Origin of the sequence: Parafannyhessea umbonata (assembly GCF_012844235.1) — a bacterium.
Lineage (GTDB): Bacteria > Actinomycetota > Coriobacteriia > Coriobacteriales > Atopobiaceae > Parafannyhessea.
In genome coordinates, this window is sequence record NZ_JABAGR010000006.1 from 142,167 (window position 1) to 157,470 (window position 15,304).

At 68.5% G+C, this 15,304-nt stretch carries 13 protein-coding genes; 7 read left to right on the top strand and 6 right to left on the bottom strand.

Going from position 1 to position 15,304, the window contains the following annotated elements; genetic code table 11:
• Positions 1-7 precede the first annotated feature (7 nt).
• Together HF885_RS07370 and HF885_RS07375 are read left to right on the top strand one after the other, a co-directional pair.
• On the top strand, positions 8-1,501 hold the full coding sequence (locus tag HF885_RS07370) for an FGGY-family carbohydrate kinase (protein WP_170104294.1): 1,494 nt from the start codon (positions 8-10) through the stop codon (positions 1,499-1,501).
• Positions 1,498-2,385 carry a ribokinase gene (locus tag HF885_RS07375; RefSeq protein ID WP_170104295.1) on the top strand — a complete coding sequence of 296 codons (888 nt, stop codon included), beginning with the start codon at positions 1,498-1,500 and terminating at the stop codon, positions 2,383-2,385. Before HF885_RS07370 ends, HF885_RS07375 begins: the two co-directional genes overlap by 4 nt.
• Before the next feature lie 29 nt (positions 2,386-2,414).
• On the opposite strand, the gene HF885_RS07380 is transcribed toward HF885_RS07375, so the two are convergent.
• Complete coding sequence (locus HF885_RS07380) at positions 2,415-3,236, bottom strand: HAD-IIB family hydrolase (protein ID WP_170104296.1); 822 nt, start codon at positions 3,234-3,236, stop codon at positions 2,415-2,417.
• A gap of 112 nt (positions 3,237-3,348) precedes the next feature.
• Between HF885_RS07380 and HF885_RS07385 the strand changes: the two genes are divergently transcribed.
• Both HF885_RS07385 and HF885_RS07390 read left to right on the top strand, forming a co-directional pair.
• Positions 3,349-4,134, top strand: coding sequence for a GntR family transcriptional regulator (locus HF885_RS07385; RefSeq protein WP_170104297.1), 786 nt, complete (start codon positions 3,349-3,351; stop codon positions 4,132-4,134).
• 113 nt (positions 4,135-4,247) lie between these two features.
• Entirely contained in the window at positions 4,248-4,409 is a 162-nt protein-coding gene (locus HF885_RS07390) for a hypothetical protein (RefSeq protein WP_170104298.1), read from the top strand.
• 167 nt (positions 4,410-4,576) lie between these two features.
• Here HF885_RS07390 and pflB read toward each other — a convergent pair whose 3' ends face one another.
• The 3 genes from pflB to HF885_RS07405 all read right to left on the bottom strand — a co-directional run bounded on the left by pflB (position 4,577) and on the right by HF885_RS07405 (position 8,587).
• Entirely contained in the window at positions 4,577-6,850 is a 2,274-nt protein-coding gene (pflB, locus tag HF885_RS07395) for a formate C-acetyltransferase (RefSeq protein WP_170104299.1), read from the bottom strand.
• A gap of 85 nt (positions 6,851-6,935) precedes the next feature.
• Positions 6,936-7,673, bottom strand: a complete 738-nt coding sequence (gene pflA, locus HF885_RS07400; RefSeq protein ID WP_170104300.1) for a pyruvate formate-lyase-activating protein — start codon at positions 7,671-7,673, stop codon at positions 6,936-6,938.
• A 194-nt stretch (positions 7,674-7,867) separates the two neighbouring features.
• A complete protein-coding gene (locus tag HF885_RS07405; RefSeq protein WP_328804351.1) occupies positions 7,868-8,587 on the bottom strand; it encodes a Crp/Fnr family transcriptional regulator in 720 nt (239 codons plus the stop codon).
• Positions 8,588-8,774: 187 nt separating this feature from the next.
• On the opposite strand from HF885_RS07405, the gene HF885_RS07410 reads away from it, so the two are divergent.
• Genes HF885_RS07410 through HF885_RS07420 form a run of 3 tightly spaced genes read left to right on the top strand, consistent with a single transcriptional unit; the run spans position 8,775 to position 12,612 of the window.
• Positions 8,775-10,019: a DUF349 domain-containing protein gene (locus tag HF885_RS07410; RefSeq protein WP_170104301.1), complete on the top strand. Its 1,245-nt coding sequence runs from the start codon at positions 8,775-8,777 to the stop codon at positions 10,017-10,019.
• 23 nt (positions 10,020-10,042) lie between these two features.
• Positions 10,043-11,890 (top strand): oligoendopeptidase F, encoded by a 1,848-nt coding sequence (gene pepF, locus HF885_RS07415; protein WP_206109845.1) that lies wholly within the window; start codon positions 10,043-10,045, stop codon positions 11,888-11,890.
• 5 nt (positions 11,891-11,895) lie between these two features.
• On the top strand, positions 11,896-12,612 hold the full coding sequence (locus HF885_RS07420) for a hypothetical protein (protein ID WP_170104302.1): 717 nt from the start codon (positions 11,896-11,898) through the stop codon (positions 12,610-12,612).
• 142 nt (positions 12,613-12,754) lie between these two features.
• Here the strand turns inward: HF885_RS07420 and HF885_RS07425 are convergent, their stop codons facing one another.
• Positions 12,755-13,921, bottom strand: a complete 1,167-nt coding sequence (locus tag HF885_RS07425; protein WP_170104303.1) for a zinc ribbon domain-containing protein — start codon at positions 13,919-13,921, stop codon at positions 12,755-12,757.
• A gap of 128 nt (positions 13,922-14,049) precedes the next feature.
• Positions 14,050-15,165, bottom strand: coding sequence for a PASTA domain-containing protein (locus tag HF885_RS07430; RefSeq protein ID WP_170104304.1), 1,116 nt, complete (start codon positions 15,163-15,165; stop codon positions 14,050-14,052).
• Positions 15,166-15,304 lie beyond the last annotated feature (139 nt).

Here is a 15,304-nt window from a genome sequence, read left to right on the forward strand (position 1 = left end):
GGCGGACATGGCGAAGTACGTATTGGGCATCGATCAGAGCACGCAGGGGACCAAGGCCATCCTCTTCGACGGAGAGGGGGCCCTTCTCGCCCGCGCGGACCGTCCTCACAGGCAGATCGTGAACGACCGCGGATGGGTCGAGCACGACCCGGAGGAGATATATCGCAACGTGGTCGCGACCGTGGCGGACGTGGTCGCGAAGGCGGGCGTGGACAGGGGCGACATCGCATGCGTGGGCATCTCGAACCAGCGCGAGACGTCGCTCGTGTGGGATGCCGACGGCACGCCGTGCCACAACGCCATCGTATGGCAGGACGCGCGCGCGACGGACGTGTGCGAGCGCGTCGCGGCCGCGGGCATGGAAGACGCGGTGAGGGAGCGGACGGGGATCAGGCTGTCGCCGTACTTTCCCGCGGCTAAGCTCGCGTGGATCTGCGAGAACGTGGACGGCGTGGCAGAGGGCCTGCGTCGGGGGAGGCTGCGCCTGGGGACGGTCGACGCGTACCTGGTGTACAGGCTGACGCATGGGGAGTCGTACAAGACGGACTACTCGAACGCGTCGAGGACGGAGCTCTTCGACATCCGAGGGCTCGCGTGGGACGAGGGGCTGTGTGACGCGTTCGGCATCCCCGTGGCGGCGCTTCCCGAGGTGTGCGACTCCGACGCGCCGTTTGGCATGACCGACTTCGAGGGCTACCTGGACGCGCCCATCCCCATACACGCCGTGATGGGCGACTCCCACGGTGCGCTGTTTGGGCAGGGCTGCCTGCGGCCCGGCATGGTGAAGGCGACGTACGGCACCGGATCCTCCGTCATGATGAACGTGGGGGAGAGGCCCGTGACGTCGGAAAGCGGCCTGGTGTCGTCGCTCGCCTGGAAGCTGGGCGGAAAGGTGAACTACGTCCTGGAGGGCAACGTCAACTACACCGGCGCCGTCGTGACGTGGCTGAAGGACGACGTGGGGCTCGTCGAGTCCGCGGGACAGACCGAGGAGCTTGCGCGTGCCGCGAGCGAGTGCGACCGCAGCTACCTGGTGCCGGCGTTTTCCGGCCTGGGCGCGCCGTACTGGGACCCTGGTGCCGTGGGCGTGCTGTACGGGATGACGCGGACGACGCACAGGGCCGAGATCGTGCGCGCGGCGCTGGACAGCATTGGCTACCAGATAACCGACGTGCTGAGGGCGATGGAGAGCGACTCCGGCGTCGCGATCGGGGAGCTGCGCGTGGACGGAGGCCCCACGCACAACGGCTACCTCATGCAGTTCCAGAGCGACATCGCCCGCGTGCCGGTGGCGGTGTCCCCGACGGAGGAGCTGTCGGGCATGGGGGCCGCGTACGCCGCGGGGTGCGCCACGGGGATCTACGACGCGGGAGCGCTGTTTGACGGCGTGGAGCGCAGGGTCTTCAGGCCCGAGCGCGACGAGGCGTGGTCGCGTCGCAAGTATGATGGCTGGAGGCACGCCGTTTCGAAGGCGCTCTCTGGGACGGAGGAACGCTCATGAGGATTCTAGACTTCGGATCTTTGAACATCGACTACGTGTACCAGGTCGACCACATGGTCAGGCCCGGCGAGACCCTCGCCGCGGGGCGGCGCGACGTGTATCCCGGCGGCAAGGGCCTGAACCAGGCCGTCGCGTGCGCGCGTGCCGGCGCAAAGGTGTGGCAGGCGGGCATGGTGGGCCCGGAGGGAGGCCTGCTTCTGGACGTGTGCCGCGAGGCCGGCGTGAACACGGACTACGTGCGGACCGTCGACGTCGCGAGCGGCCACACCGTCATCCAGGTGGACGGGGGAGGCCAGAACTGTATCCTCCTGTACGGCGGAGCGAACCAGCGCGTCGACGAGGCGTATGCGGACGAGGTCCTCTCGCACTTCTCGGCGGGGGACTACGTGATCCTGCAGAACGAGATATCGTGCCTGCCGCACATAGTGGACGCGGCCGCGGCGCGCGGGATGAGGGTCGCGCTGAACCCCTCGCCGTACAACGACGCCCTGGAGGCCGTCGACATGTCGAAGGTGTCGCTCTTCCTGCTGAACGAGGTCGAGGGCGCGCAGGTGGCCGGCGGCTCCGAGGACCCGGACGAGGTCCTGGCGCGCCTGGGCGAGAAGTACCCGGACGCCGCGGTCGTGCTCACGCTTGGGTCCGAGGGCTCTCGCTACCAGCGGGGCGACGAGCGCTACGCGCAGGGCATCTACCACGTGGACGCGAAGGACACCACCGCCGCCGGCGACACGTTCACCGGCTACTTCGTGTGGGCAGTGAGCGAGGGCAGGCCCGTGCCCGAGGCGCTCGACATCGCCGCGAAGGCATCCGCCATCGCAGTCTCGCGCGCGGGCGCCGTGCCGTCCATCCCCACGATCGAAGAGGTCATGGCAGCGGAGCTCTGACGCCCGCCCGCCGAATGCCAACGACCCTCCTAGCGCTCGCCCGGCTCCTCCCCCAACACGAGCCGGGCGAGCGTCCTTGTGACGCCGGACTCGAGGTTGGACCACTCGCACACGTGAGCGGCGGCCTTGCGCACAGACGGCTCGCCGTTGGGCATGGCGTAGGACTCGTCCACGGCAAGCAGCATGTCGAGGTCGTTCGGGCCGTCGCCAAACGCGACGGCCTCGCCGCGGCTGGCGTCGAAGTGGCGGCACAGCACGTCGACCGCATGGCTCTTGCTCACGCCCGCGACCATGACCTCGCACAGGACGTCGTTGCTGCGCACCACCGTAAGCTCGGGGTAGCGTGCGCCAAGGGTGCTCTCGGCGGAAAGGATCGCCTTGGGCTCTCCCATCAGCAGGAACTTGTGGATGCCGCGCCTGCCGAACGTGCCCTTGAGGTCGCGGCTCTGGGTCGCGCGCGTCTGGACGAAGTACTCCTCCTGCAGCACGCGGGAGTCGCGCGCGTCGTCCACGATCCACTTGTGAAACCCGTACGTGCCCGCCACCACGTCGGGCAGGTCGCTCTCCAGGTACGCCTTCACCTCGAGCGCGAGGTCGAGCGGGATGGTCTTGCTGTAGAGCTCGTCGCCCTTCTCGTCCAGCACGTACGCGCCGGAAAACGCCGCGACCGGGCCGGTGATGCCCAGCGCCCGTTGAACGGAGTAGATGCCCTCCGGCGAGCGGCCGGACACCAGGCACAGCGGGATGCGCTGCGTGACGCGCCTGAGGGTGGGGCCGTCCGCGGGCAGCGCGTGGTGGTTCGTGTCCACGATGGTTCCGTCTACGTCGCTGAACGCGATGCGAATGCTCATGGGTGCTCCTTCTGCCGGTGGTGTGTGGTCCCAGCGTCGCACGTTGCCGCCACCTGGCGGGCGAGCTTTCGCATTTGGTCCAAATGTATGGTAGCTATGGTACATTATGGGCATGAACGCACTGGACGCCATATGCGCGACGCCGCTTGACAAGACGTCGGACGTGCCCCTGTACCTGCAGCTCAAGCTCAGGCTCATGGGGCTCATCGCCACGCACGCCTTCGACGGGCAGACGCCGCTTCCCGCGGAGGCAGAAATCTGCCGCGCGCTCGGGCTGTCGCGCTCCACGGTCCGTCGCTGCTTCAAGGACCTCGTGGACGAGGGCCGCGTCGTCCGCCGGCGCGGCAAGGGCACGTTCGTCGCGCGCTACCAGCGGGGCCGCACCACCGACGTCGCGCTGAACTTCTCCGCGCGCATGGAGGCGCTGGGGAAGGTGCCGTCGTCGCGCATCCTCTCGCTTCGGCAGGTGCCGGGCACGGACGTCCTCAGGCGCCGGCTTCGCCTGGGCGAGAGGGACGGGGCGCTCTGGGAGGTGCGGCGCCTGCGCATGGCGGACGGCGTGCCGATGGAGACGAACACGGCGTACGTGCCGACCGCCGTGTGCCCGGCGCTCACGCGCGAGCGGGTGGAGCGGTCGCTGTACGCGTGCGTCGCGGAGGACGCGGGGCTTCTGCCCACGTACGAGGACGCGTACATCGAGGCCGTGGTGCTGGACGCCGCGGAGGCGGACGCGCTCCAGCAGGTGCGCGGCGCGCCCGGCATCCGCGTGGTGAGGACGACGTACGACGCGGACATGGTCCCGTTCGAGGTGGGCGTGCTCGTGCGTCGCGCGGACAAGAACCGCCTGCACCTGCGGCTGGGCCCGTCGGGCTCGGAGGTCATGCTGGACGTGACGTGAGGTGCCGCCAGGCGAGGGGCGCGTGCGGGACCGGCCGCGGGCCGGGCGGGCGGCGGGCCGAAGAAGGCGCCGCGCCGGGCGAGAAACGCATGAAACGGAGCTGGGAGCGAATAATGAAGAACGAGAGGACCCGCGACGCGTGGGAGCGGATCAAGGGCTCGAAGCCACGGCGCCAGGAGATGCGCGGCATGCGCTTTGGCCAGAAGGGCATCGGGCCGAACAAGGCCTCCGGCCACAAGGGCGGCATGGGCAGGCAGGGGTCGAGGCGCGGGTAGCCTGCGCGCGGCATCGCACGGCCGGCCTTGGGGCCTCGCCCCATCGCCTTTGGGGGCTCGCGGCCCCACGTGCCACGAAGGGGGCCTCCCGACACCACCAGGTGCGGAAGGCCCCCTTGCGCCTCAGGATGCGCCGGCACTTGGCGCCGGCCGCGTTGCGCCCTGCGCTACATGCGGTCGTGGCAGGTGCGCGCGATGACGTCGAGCTGCTGCTCGCGGGTGAGGTCGATGAACTTGACCGCGTAGCCGGAGACGCGGATCGTGAAGTTGGCGTACTCGGGCTTCTCGGGGTGCTCCATCGCGTCCTTTAGCTTGTCGACGCCGAAAACGTTCACGTTCAGGTGGTGGGCACCGGCGGCGAAGTAGCCGTCCATCACGTTGACGAGGTTGGCCTTGCGCTGCTCCAGGTCGTTGCCGAGCGCGCTGGGGTTGATGGTCTGCGTGTTGCTGATGCCGTCGAGCGCATACTCGTACGGGAGCTTGGCCACGGAGTTGAGGCTGGCGAGGAGGCCGTTCTTCTCTGCGCCGTACGCGGGGTTGGCGCCGGGCGCGAACGGCCTGAAGGCCTCGCGGCCGTCGGGCAGGGCGCCCGTGGCCTTGCCGTAGACCACGTTCGACGTGATGGTCAGGATCGAGGTGGTGGGCTCGGAGTTGCGGTAGGTGTGGTGCTTCCTGATCTTGGCCATGAAGGTCTTGAGCAGCCACACCGCGATGTCGTCCGCGCGGTCGTCGTCGTTGCCGTAGCGGGGGAAGTCGCCCTCGACCACGTAGTCGGTCACGAGACCGTCCTCGTTGCGGACGCACCTGACCTTCGCGTACTTGATGGCGGACAGCGAGTCGACCACGTGGCTGAAGCCCGCGATGCCCGTGGCGAACGTGCGGCGGACGTCGGTGTCGATGAGGGCCATCTCGGCGGCCTCGTAGTAGTACTTGTCGTGCATGTACTGGATGAGGTTCAGGATGTTGACGTACAGGCCGGAGAGCCAGTCCATCATGAGGTCGAACTTGTGCATGACCTCGTCGTAGTCGAGGTACTCGCTCGTGATCGGAGCGAGCTCGGGGCCGACCTGCATGTTCTTGCCGGTCTTCTTGTCCAGGAACTTCTCGTCCTTGCCGCCGTTGATGGCGTAGAGCAGGCACTTCGCCAGGTTGGCGCGCGCTCCGAAGAACTGCATCTCCTTGCCGGTCTGGGTCGCGGAGACGCAGCAGCAGATGCTGTAGTCGTCACCCCAGACGGGACGCATCACGTCGTCGTTTTCGTACTGGACGGAGGAGGTGTTGATGGAGACCTTCGCGGCGTAGCGGCGGAAGTTGAGGGGAAGGCGCTTGCTGTAGAGCACGGTGAGATTGGGCTCCGGCGCGGGTCCCATGTTCTCGAGCGTGTGCAGGAAGCGGTAGTCGTTCTTCGTGACCATGTGACGGCCATCCTGGCCGAGACCGGCCATCTCGAGCGTCGCCCAGACGGGGTCGCCGGAGAAGAGCTCGTTGTAGCTGGGGATGCGCGCGAACTTGACCATGCGGAACTTGAGGACCATGTGGTCGACGAGCTCCTGGGCCTCGGACTCCGTCAGGGTTCCCGCAGCGAGGTCGCGCTCGATGTATATGTCCAGGAAGGTCGCGATGCGACCGACGGACATGGCCGCGCCGTTCTGGGTCTTGATGGCTGCGAGGTAGCCGAAGTACAGCCACTGGAACGCCTCGTGTGCGTTGGTGGCGGGCTTCGAGATGTCGAAGCCGTAGGTGGCGGCCATGTCCTTGATGCCCCTGAGGGAGCGAATCTGCTCGGCAATCTCCTCGCGCAGGCGGATGACGTCGTCGGTCATGGTGCCGTCGCCGCAGTTCAGGAGGTCCTCCTGCTTCTTGGCGATCAGGTAGTCGATGCCGTACAGGGCGACGCGGCGGTAGTCGCCGACGATGCGGCCGCGGCCATAGGTGTCGGGCAGGCCGGTCACGATGTGGGAGTGGCGGGCGTCGCGCATCTCGGGGGTGTACGCGTCGAACACGGCCTGGTTGTGGGTCTTGTGGTACTCGTTGAAGATCTTGTCGTACTTCGGGTCGATCTTGTAGCCGTAGCTCTCGGCGGCCTGCTGCGCCATCTTGATGCCGCCGTACGGCATGAACGCGCGCTTGAGGGGCTTGTCGGTCTGAAGGCCCACGACCTTCTCGAGGTCCTTCAGCTCGGGGTCGATGTAGCCCGGACCATATGCGGTGAGGCCGCTCACGACCTCGGTCTCGCAGTCGAGGACGCCGCCGTTCGCGCGCTCCTGCGCCTGAAGCTCCTGGACCTTGCCCCAGAGCCTGTCCGTGGCCTCGGTGGGGCCGGCGAGGAAAGACTCGTCCCCGTCGTAGGGCGTGTAGTTCTGCTGGATGAAGTCGCGGACGTTCACGTCGGACGTCCAATGGCCTGCGGCGAAGCCGTTCCACTCTTCCCTAAGCTGCATCGTGCTCCTCTCTTTCTGGCGGCCGCGCCGCCGCCTTGGCTGCTGGTTGCTCTGCTGCGCGTCGCGCAGGTGGTTCGCGGTGTGGCTAGGAGGGGGCGCCCTCCGCCCCGAGGATGCGCCTTGCGTTCTGCACGCGCTCCGGGCTTGGCGGCTCGACGCCGTCTAGGGTGTACGGGATGCCGAGCTCCTTCCACTTGTAGGCACCGAGGGTGTGGTAGGGGAGGACCTCGACGCGCTCCACGTTCGAGAGTGTCCCGATGAACTCTGCGGTGCGCCTAAGGTACGCGTCATCGTCCGTGATGCCGGGAACGAGCACGTGGCGTATCCAGACGGGCTTCGCGATGTCGCTCAGGTAGGTGAGGGCGTCGAGGATGTTGGCGTTGTCGTGGCCGGTCAGGCCCTTGTGGCCTGCCGGGTCGATGTGCTTGAGGTCCGCGAGCACGAGGTCGCACGACCCCATGAGGCGCTCGAACTTGCCGAAGAAGGGCTCGCTCCGGGTGAACGGCTGCAGGGCCGTGTCGAGGCAGGTGCCGATGCCCCGCTGCCTGGCCTTCTGGAAGAGCTCCGTCACGAAGTCGATCTGCAGAAGGGCCTCGCCGCCGCTCACGGTGATGCCACCGTCCTCGCCCCAGTAGCCGCGGTAGCGCTCCGCCTTGTCGAGGACCTCGTCCGCCGACATCTGCGTGCCCCCGTCCATGGCCCAGGTGTCGACGTTGTGGCAGTAGCGGCAGCGCATGGCGCAGCCCTGCAGGAAGACGAGGTAGCGCACGCCGGGGCCGTCGGCCGACCCAAACGACTCCAGTGAGTGGACCCTTCCGAGCATCCCCGTCGCCTCCTCCAGAAAATGTTTGTCGTTAGACAACATATATGGGGGCGACGGAAAGTTCCTTGATTACAGTCAAGTAACGGAAAAATGTTTTTGCCTGAGATGGCGTGTGGAAAGTGATATGCAGAGCGGACTCGACTTTATGCAAATGGGAGCGCGCACGTCGGGGACATCCGCAGCAATGCCTGCGGCTATGCGTCGTCGCAGAGCCGGCGAAGCGCGACGTGGTCAAGCACGCGGATCTTGCCGCGACCGATGCGCTGCACCATGCCGTCGCGCTCGAACGAGCCGAGGGCGCGGCTGACGGTCTCCGGCCTGAGCCCCACGGAGTTCGCGATGTCGCCCAGGGTGAGGTGGATCTCCGGGCCGATGCAGCGCTCGTCGCGCCACAGCAGAAACTTCGCCAGGCGGCGCCGAGGGTCCCTCGTGCTGAGGACCTTGATCTTCTCCTCCGCCTCCACGAGCTCCGTACCGAGGGTCTGGATAAGGCTCGTCGCGACCTCGCGGTTGTCGCCGATCAGCCGCATGAAGTCGGTGCGGCGGATGCGGCAGAGGTCGACGCGGGTGAGGCAGCCGACGCTGTAGCGGTAGACGCTCTCCTTCAGGAACATGCCGTGCCAGATGGCCTGGCCGTCGTGCAGGATGTCCAGGAGGTACTCCTCGCCGTCCGCGTCCGCGTGGAACGTCTTGATGCGCCCATGGCGCACCACCAGGATCGACTCGATGGGGTCGCCCTCGCGAACCAGCAGGCTTCCCGCGGGGTGGGTGGAACGCAGCGCGTGCGCCATCAGGTCGTTGCGCGCGGACTCCGGTAGCCCCGCGAACAGGCGGATGCTCCCCATGCAGCTGCCGCCGCCCTCGCGAAAGGGACAGTCCATCGTCTCCTTGCACCGAGTCGGATCCTTGGCCACCGTTCCTCCTCACGTCGTCCTCGTACCCATGATACCCAAGCGCGGCCGCGCGAGCCTGCGCCCGGCGACCGCTTGGGGGGTCGGGGGCACCCTCTGCGACAGGTGTGGTAGCCTTTTAAGCTGCAGCGTCAAAGCTGGGCCCTCCCGCGAGGCAGGGTCACGTCTCGTGTGTTGCGAGGGGATGCACATGGCACTCAATCAGGACAGCGCGACCGCGAGGGCGGCCGAGGCACCGGCCCAGGGCCCGGCGGAGGGCGGGACCACCACGCCGGCGGGAGCGGCGGGCGCAGCGCCGTCGCCGCTAGAGCAGGAGCTCGCCAAGAGGGAGGCCCTCTGCGAGCAGGCGGAGCGCGTCGCAGGCGAGAAGGACTGGCACCACGGGCCGGCGGACCTCCGTAGGCTCGCGGACGAGTGGCGCTCGCTGCGCCGCTGGCACGACCCGCGCGAGGATGCGCTCTGGAGGCGCTTCGACGCGGCGCGCGAGGCGTTCTACCAGGCCCGGGACGAGGCCCGCGACGATGCGCGCAAGAAGAAGGAGGCCCTTGCGGCCGAGGCGGAGCGCCTGGCCGGCTCCACGAGCTGGAAGCAGACCGCCGCGCGCATGCGCGAGATGATGGACGAGTGGAAGGCTGCCGGCACGTGCGGCCACGAGGCCGACGAGGAGCTCTGGCAGCGCTTCGACAAGGCCCGCAAGGCGTTCAACGCGGCGCGCGAGGAGGACTACGCCCGCCTGGAGCAGGCGCGCGCGAAGGCGAAGGCCGTAAAGGAGCAGCTCGTGGAGGAGGCCCGCAAGGCGGCGGTGACCTCGCCCGACTGGAAGGGCCAGGAGTGGCGTGCCGCCTCGCAGCGGATGAAGGACCTCATGGCGCGCTGGAAGGCCGCCGGCGTCGCGGACCGCGCGGACAACGACCGCCTGTGGGAGGAGTTCACGGCCGCGCGCCAGCCGTTCTTCGACGCGCAGCACGCCCACTACGAGGCGCTCGAGGCCGCGCAGAGGAAGGCCGCGGACGCGAAGCGGGCCCTGGTGGAGGAGGCGCGCGCCCTCGCGGCCGCGGACGACTTCTCGCGCGAGGCGACGGAGCGCGCCAAGGACCTCGACCGCAGGTGGAAGCAGCTGGGATTTGCCGGCCGCGAGCTGAACGACACGCTGTGGGAGGAGTTCAACAAGGCGAAGGAGGGCTTCTGGGACAAGAAGCGCGCCTATGGCGAGGCTCGCCACGAGGAGTGGCGCCAGCGCACGCAGGACGCGATCGACCGCAGGCAGAAGCGGATATCAGACCTGCAGCAGCAGGCGGACCGCCTGCAGGAGCGCCTGAACAACGCCTACGCCACCGACCACGTGGAGGAGATGCAGGACAGGCTCGAGCAGAAGCTCGACCTGATAGACAAGATCAAGGCGGAGGTCGAGGACATCAAGTCCAGGCTCGACTAGCCGCGCGAACGACGGAGGGATGCATGGCAGGGGACGTCAAGGACAGCACGGACAACAACGGCGCCGCGGGCGAGAAGGTCGTGACGTACGAGAGCAGGGACCAGGTGCCCGAGCGCTACCGCTGGGACCTGAGCGACCTGTTCGCAAGCGACGAGGACTTCGAGCGCGCCCTCGGCGAGGCCGAGTCGCTCGTGGCCGAGTACGCCGGCTGGCGCGAGAGGGCCACGGCGACGGGGGCGGACCTTCTCGCCTACCTGCGCTTCGACGACGACGCGACCATTCGCGTGCAGCGCCTGTGGAACTACGCGTCGCGCCGCGCGGACGAGGACACCCGCATCAGTCGCTACCAGGACCTCAACTCGCGCGTGACGAGCCTCGCGACGCGCGTCTCGGCCGCGTCGTCGTGGTTCGAGCCTGCGGTGCAGGCGCTCGACGCCAAGCTGCTGGAGGAGTGGTACGCGGCCACGCCCGGGCTCGACCTGTATCGCCTGGCGCTCGACCGCATCCGCGCGCTGGCCGCCCACACGCTCGCGCCGGAGCAGGAGGCGATTCTGGCGCAGGCGCAGGAGCTGATGGAGCAGCCGGGCAAGGCGTTCACGATGCTGAACGACGCGGACCTCAGCTTCCCGGAGGCCACGGACGCGAACGGCCGGCAGCACGCCGTCACGCACGGCAGCTACGTCCCGCTCGAGATGTCGTCGGACCGGGCGCTCCGCGAGTCCGCGTACCACAGCGTCTACGGCACGTACCGCTCCGTCAGGAACACGTGCGCCGCGCTTCTGGCGTCGCAGATGAGGCACCTCGCGTTCTTCTCGAACGCGCGCCACTACGCGAGCTCGCTCGAGGCGTCGCTTGCGCCCACGGAGGTCCCGGTCGAGGTGTACGCGAGCCTCATCGACTCCGTCCACCGCAACATCGAGTCCCTCCACCGCTACATGGAGGTCCGCCGCCGCGCGCTCGGCCTGGACGCGCTGCGCTACTGGGACCTGTACGTGCCCATCGTGAGGGCCCCGGAGCGGCGCTACACGTTCGAGGAGGCGTGCGACCTCATGCTGAAGGCCCTCGCCCCGCTGGGCGAGAAGTACGTGTCCGTCGTGCGCCGCGCGCTCTCGGAGCGCTGGATCGACGTGTACGAGACGCCCGGCAAGATGAGCGGCGCATACTCCGCCGACGGCCACGGCATGCGTCCCGTGATTCTGCTCAACTTCCAGGGGACGCTCGACGACGTGTTCACCCTCGTGCACGAGATGGGCCACTCCATGCAGACGTGGCTCTCGAACGAGGCCCAGCCGCCGCGCTACCAGGAGTACCCCATGTTCGTGGCGGAGGTCGCCTCGACCACGAACGAGTGCCTGCTCATCCGCTACCTGCTCGACCACACGACCGATGACGCGGAGCGCCTGTTCCTCGTGAACCACTTCTGCGAGATGTTCCGCGGCACCCTGTTCAGGCAGACCATGTTCGCGGAGTTCGAGCGCGACGCCAACGCCGCGTGCGCCGCGGGCGAGGGCGTGGGCGCAGACGCCCTCTGCGCCCGCTACCGAGCGCTGAACGACCTGTACTACGGCGACGCGGTGCGGTCGGACGACGAGATAGCGCACGAGTGGGCGCGCATCCCGCACTTCTACTACGACTACTACGTCTACGTGTACGCCACGAGCTTCGCCGCGGCCGTCGCCCTGTCCGAGCGCATGCTGCGCGAGGGCGAGCCCGCCGTGGAGGACTACCTTGGCTTCCTGTCCGGCGGCTGCTCCAAGACCCCCATCGAGCTCCTGCGCGGCGCCGGCGTGGACATGGCATCCGGCGAGGCCGTGGACGCCGCCCTCGCGCGCTTCGCCGAGCTCGTGGACGAGCTCGACCGGGGGATCTAGCCGCCATGCGGCGCGACTCCCTGGTGCACGTGGCCGCGACCGGCGGCTACGGCAGCGTGTTCGAGGTGCATGACGGCGTGTGCGAGGTGGGCCTCATCGACCCCACCGCGGACGAGTACTCCATCACGGTTCCGCAGTCCGCCGTGCAGGAGATGGACCCCGTGGGCGACTCGGCGCGCGCGGGGCTTCTCGGGCACCTCGTCCTGTTCCACCTTCGCGTCAACTGGCGTCTCAGGCTCGCGTTGAGCTTCGAGGCGTTCGCGGGGAGGGAGGAGGACGGCGCCCTCGAGCTGTGGGCCGCCTGCGGCACGTCGCGCCCCCGCAGGGTCGCGACGCTCTCCGCGCGCGAGGAGTCGCTCCTGACCACCTCGCTCGCGGCGCTCTCGCTCGACGCGTGGGCGCCCGGCCAGGCCGGCGCCGCGCCGAGCCTCGACGGCTGGAGCTGGTCTACGGAGCTCGTCGGCGCGGGCGTGGGGCAGTCCGCCTGCGGCAGCTGCCCTTCGGGCGAGAAGGACGGGCAACCGTTGTCGCCGGGCGCCGTTCCAGAGGGGCTGCCCGCCGTGGTGGAGGCGCTTGCCGGGCTCGGCCTTCCCGTCGCATGGACGGAGCGCGGCCCACGCGCGACGGGCGCGCCGCTTCCGCAGGCGCCTCAGCCAGAGGACGACGCCGGCGAGTCGGAGGGCCCCGCGCTGCCGTTCGACCTTGGCGCGCTTGGCCTATAGAGACCTGCGGCCTTAAGGCACAGCGCACGACCGGCAAAGCGCATGCCGCCGCACAAGAGGGGGCCGGACGGCTCGATGCCGCCCGGCCCCTGTGCGTGCCGCTTGGATGCCCCCGCGCCCGCGGGCGACCCTCGGTCGTGCGCTATGCGCTCTTCTCGAAGCTTATCTGCGCGTAGTTGCTGTCGTAGTCCGCCAGGGCCTGGTAGATGTCGCCACCCTCGGACGTGCTCTGCTCAAACGGCGTCTGCAGCGTCTCGGGGTAGTACGAGGGGTAGTTGAACCCCAGGTCGATCGCCCAGGCGTTGTCCACCCTCCGCGCGGCCGTCAGCAGGTCGTTGTAGCAGTTGCCCGTCGCGACCCACGCGTGATAGAACGGGGCGGTCTCCTGGTAGGCGAGGGCGTTGTTTGCGTCCTGGTCCGCCTGGAGCTGCGAGATGAGCCCCTGCACCTCCTCGCGCTTCGCCGTGCGCTGCGCGCGGTCCGCCGTATACAGCGTCTTGTAGTCCGATACCGCGGCGTCCACCTTCGAGCGGTAGTCCGCAAGCTTGTCGGAGTACTGCTTGATGGCCTTCTTCTCGGTCTTCTCCTCGTCGGTCAATCCGGCGTCGGGATCTTTCTTCTTGCTCTTCTCGGACGACTTCTTCGAGCTCTTCTTCGACGAGCTCTCCTTCGAGGAGCTCTTATCGTCCTTTGCGGAGGAGGAGCCGTCCTTGTTAGAGGAGCCCTCGGACGTCTGCTCGCTGCCCGCGCGCGGCGTGACCTTGCTCGCCTGCGGGTCGCTGAAGCCGGTTCCGCAGGATGATGCCAGGAAGATCAGCAGCACCAGCACGGCCGTCGCCGCGATGATGGCGATGGGGACCCTCTTGTCGGACGTCCAGAAGCTGTCCGACCTCTCGAAGCGCGACTCGGTCGGGTTCGTGCCCACCGGCGCCCTCATGGGGGAGCTCGAAGCGTCGATCACCTCGAAGCCCTGGGGCTTTCCGTAGCTTGGGAGGTCGGGCAGGTACGACGCCCCGTCCTGCGGGGCGACGTGCTCGGCGGCATCTCCCTGGCGCAGGTGGTGCGCCGGTGCGGGCGCGTCCTGTGCGGGCTCCGTCGCCTCCGCCTCGGCGTCTGCGGCCTCGCCCCCTTCGGGCTCGGGCACGACCAGCGTCGGGTCGTCCTCCGCTACGGCCTCCTCGACGCCCTCGGGCTCGGGCTCGACGGTGTCGTCGCCCTGCCAGGCGTCCAGGTAGGTTCCGCACTCCATGCAGAACTCTTGGCCGGGTTTTAGTGGTGCGCCGCATTTCGGGCAGAACTTCGGGAACATGGCTCTCCAAGGTCTCGGTAAGGATTCTTAAAGAGTATACAGGTCGGGGGGCGCTCGTACCGCCCCTCAATAATGCCACACGTTCTGCATCCGCGCGCGTTTGGGCTGGCAGGCGGCAGGTGGCGCCCCTACTCGTCCGACTTCGCGACGTACACGGTCACGGTAGATCCCACCTCGACCTCGTCGCCAACGGCGGGCGACACGCTCGATACCATGCCCGCGGGGATGCCGTAGTCCAGCACGTCCTTTCCGCGCGTGCTCTTCAGGCCCATGCCCCTCAGCAGCGTGACGGCGTTCTGGTAGGTCATGCCCACCACGTCCGGGATGGTCACGGTGCCCTTGTCGCTCTCGCTCGCGTGGTCGCCGTCGGACCCGGCCGGGTTCGGCCCGTCCGAGACTATCAGGTCGATGGCGGTGCCGCGGATCCTCTCGCTGCCCGCCTGCGGCGCCTGGCTTATAACCGTCCCGGCAGGCACGGTGCTCGAGTACGCGTACATCACGTCGTCCTGCACGAAGAAGTTCGTCTGCATGATGGCGTTCGCGGCGTCGGCCTTGGAAAGCCCCACGAGGTTCGGCGCGTCCTGCGTCTCCTGCGTCACGGTGCCCACCACGATCGTCACGGTGCCGTTGGGGCCCACGGCCTCGTCGGCCGACGGCTCCGTGGAAAGCACGCGCCCCTTGTCAGAGACGCGCTCCGTCTCCTGGTCCTCGACCTTGACCTTGAGGCCCTTGCGCTCCAGGGTCGCCCGCGCCCGCTCCTCGTTGTATCCAACGACGCTCGGCACCGTCGTGCCGCTCAGCAGGCCAAAGCACCTCGTGACTATGAGCGTCGACCCAAGGACGGCGGCAAGTACGACGAGAAGGACCGCCCTGATCGTCACGGACCGCTTCCTGGCGTCCAGCTCGCTTGGGGTCTTGGCCGGCGCGGTGTACTCCGTCTTCGGCACGTAGATCTTTCCCGTGTCCGCAAGCTCCCGCCCCGGCTCGGGCTCCGGCTCGGTCTCGTGCCCTGGCTCGGGCGCGGGCGCGGGCGCGGGCTCCGGCTCGGCCCCGCGGTCCGGCTCGGCCCCGGACGCCTTTTCGGCCGCGCCCTCCTCGCTCTTCTCGGCCTTGGGCTCCGCCTTCGGCGCGGCCGCATGCTTCGGCCTCCTGGCCTCCGCCTCCTCCGGCACCCGAGGCGCTCGCGCGTCGTCTGCGGTCGTGTCTGGCTTGGCGGAGTCGCCCCTTGCGTCGTCGGCTGCCACTGCATCACCCCATGTCCGGTCCAAACTAGCTATCTGACCAATGATAATGCATGGCGGACCACATTCAAAACGCCTCCGTGCAAGCGTATCTGCTCGCGCGGAGGCGTCGTCCCGTTCCCGGGGCCCTGCCGTCGTCCCG

Excerpts from the sequence above, each read along its gene's own strand:
- HF885_RS07370 (WP_170104294.1), top strand. The coding sequence starts at position 8 with ATGGCGAAGTACGTATTGGGCATCGATCAGAGCACGCAGGGGACCAAG.
- HF885_RS07375 (WP_170104295.1), top strand. The coding sequence starts at position 1,498 with ATGAGGATTCTAGACTTCGGATCTTTGAACATCGACTACGTGTACCAG.
- HF885_RS07380 (WP_170104296.1), bottom strand. The coding sequence starts at position 3,236 with ATGAGCATTCGCATCGCGTTCAGCGACGTAGACGGAACCATCGTGGAC.
- HF885_RS07385 (WP_170104297.1), top strand. The coding sequence starts at position 3,349 with ATGAACGCACTGGACGCCATATGCGCGACGCCGCTTGACAAGACGTCG.
- HF885_RS07390 (WP_170104298.1), top strand. The coding sequence starts at position 4,248 with ATGAAGAACGAGAGGACCCGCGACGCGTGGGAGCGGATCAAGGGCTCG.
- pflB (WP_170104299.1), bottom strand. The coding sequence starts at position 6,850 with ATGCAGCTTAGGGAAGAGTGGAACGGCTTCGCCGCAGGCCATTGGACG.
- pflA (WP_170104300.1), bottom strand. The coding sequence starts at position 7,673 with ATGCTCGGAAGGGTCCACTCACTGGAGTCGTTTGGGTCGGCCGACGGC.
- HF885_RS07410 (WP_170104301.1), top strand. The coding sequence starts at position 8,775 with ATGGCACTCAATCAGGACAGCGCGACCGCGAGGGCGGCCGAGGCACCG.
- pepF (WP_206109845.1), top strand. The coding sequence starts at position 10,043 with ATGGCAGGGGACGTCAAGGACAGCACGGACAACAACGGCGCCGCGGGC.
- HF885_RS07420 (WP_170104302.1), top strand. The coding sequence starts at position 11,896 with ATGCGGCGCGACTCCCTGGTGCACGTGGCCGCGACCGGCGGCTACGGC.
- HF885_RS07425 (WP_170104303.1), bottom strand. The coding sequence starts at position 13,921 with ATGTTCCCGAAGTTCTGCCCGAAATGCGGCGCACCACTAAAACCCGGC.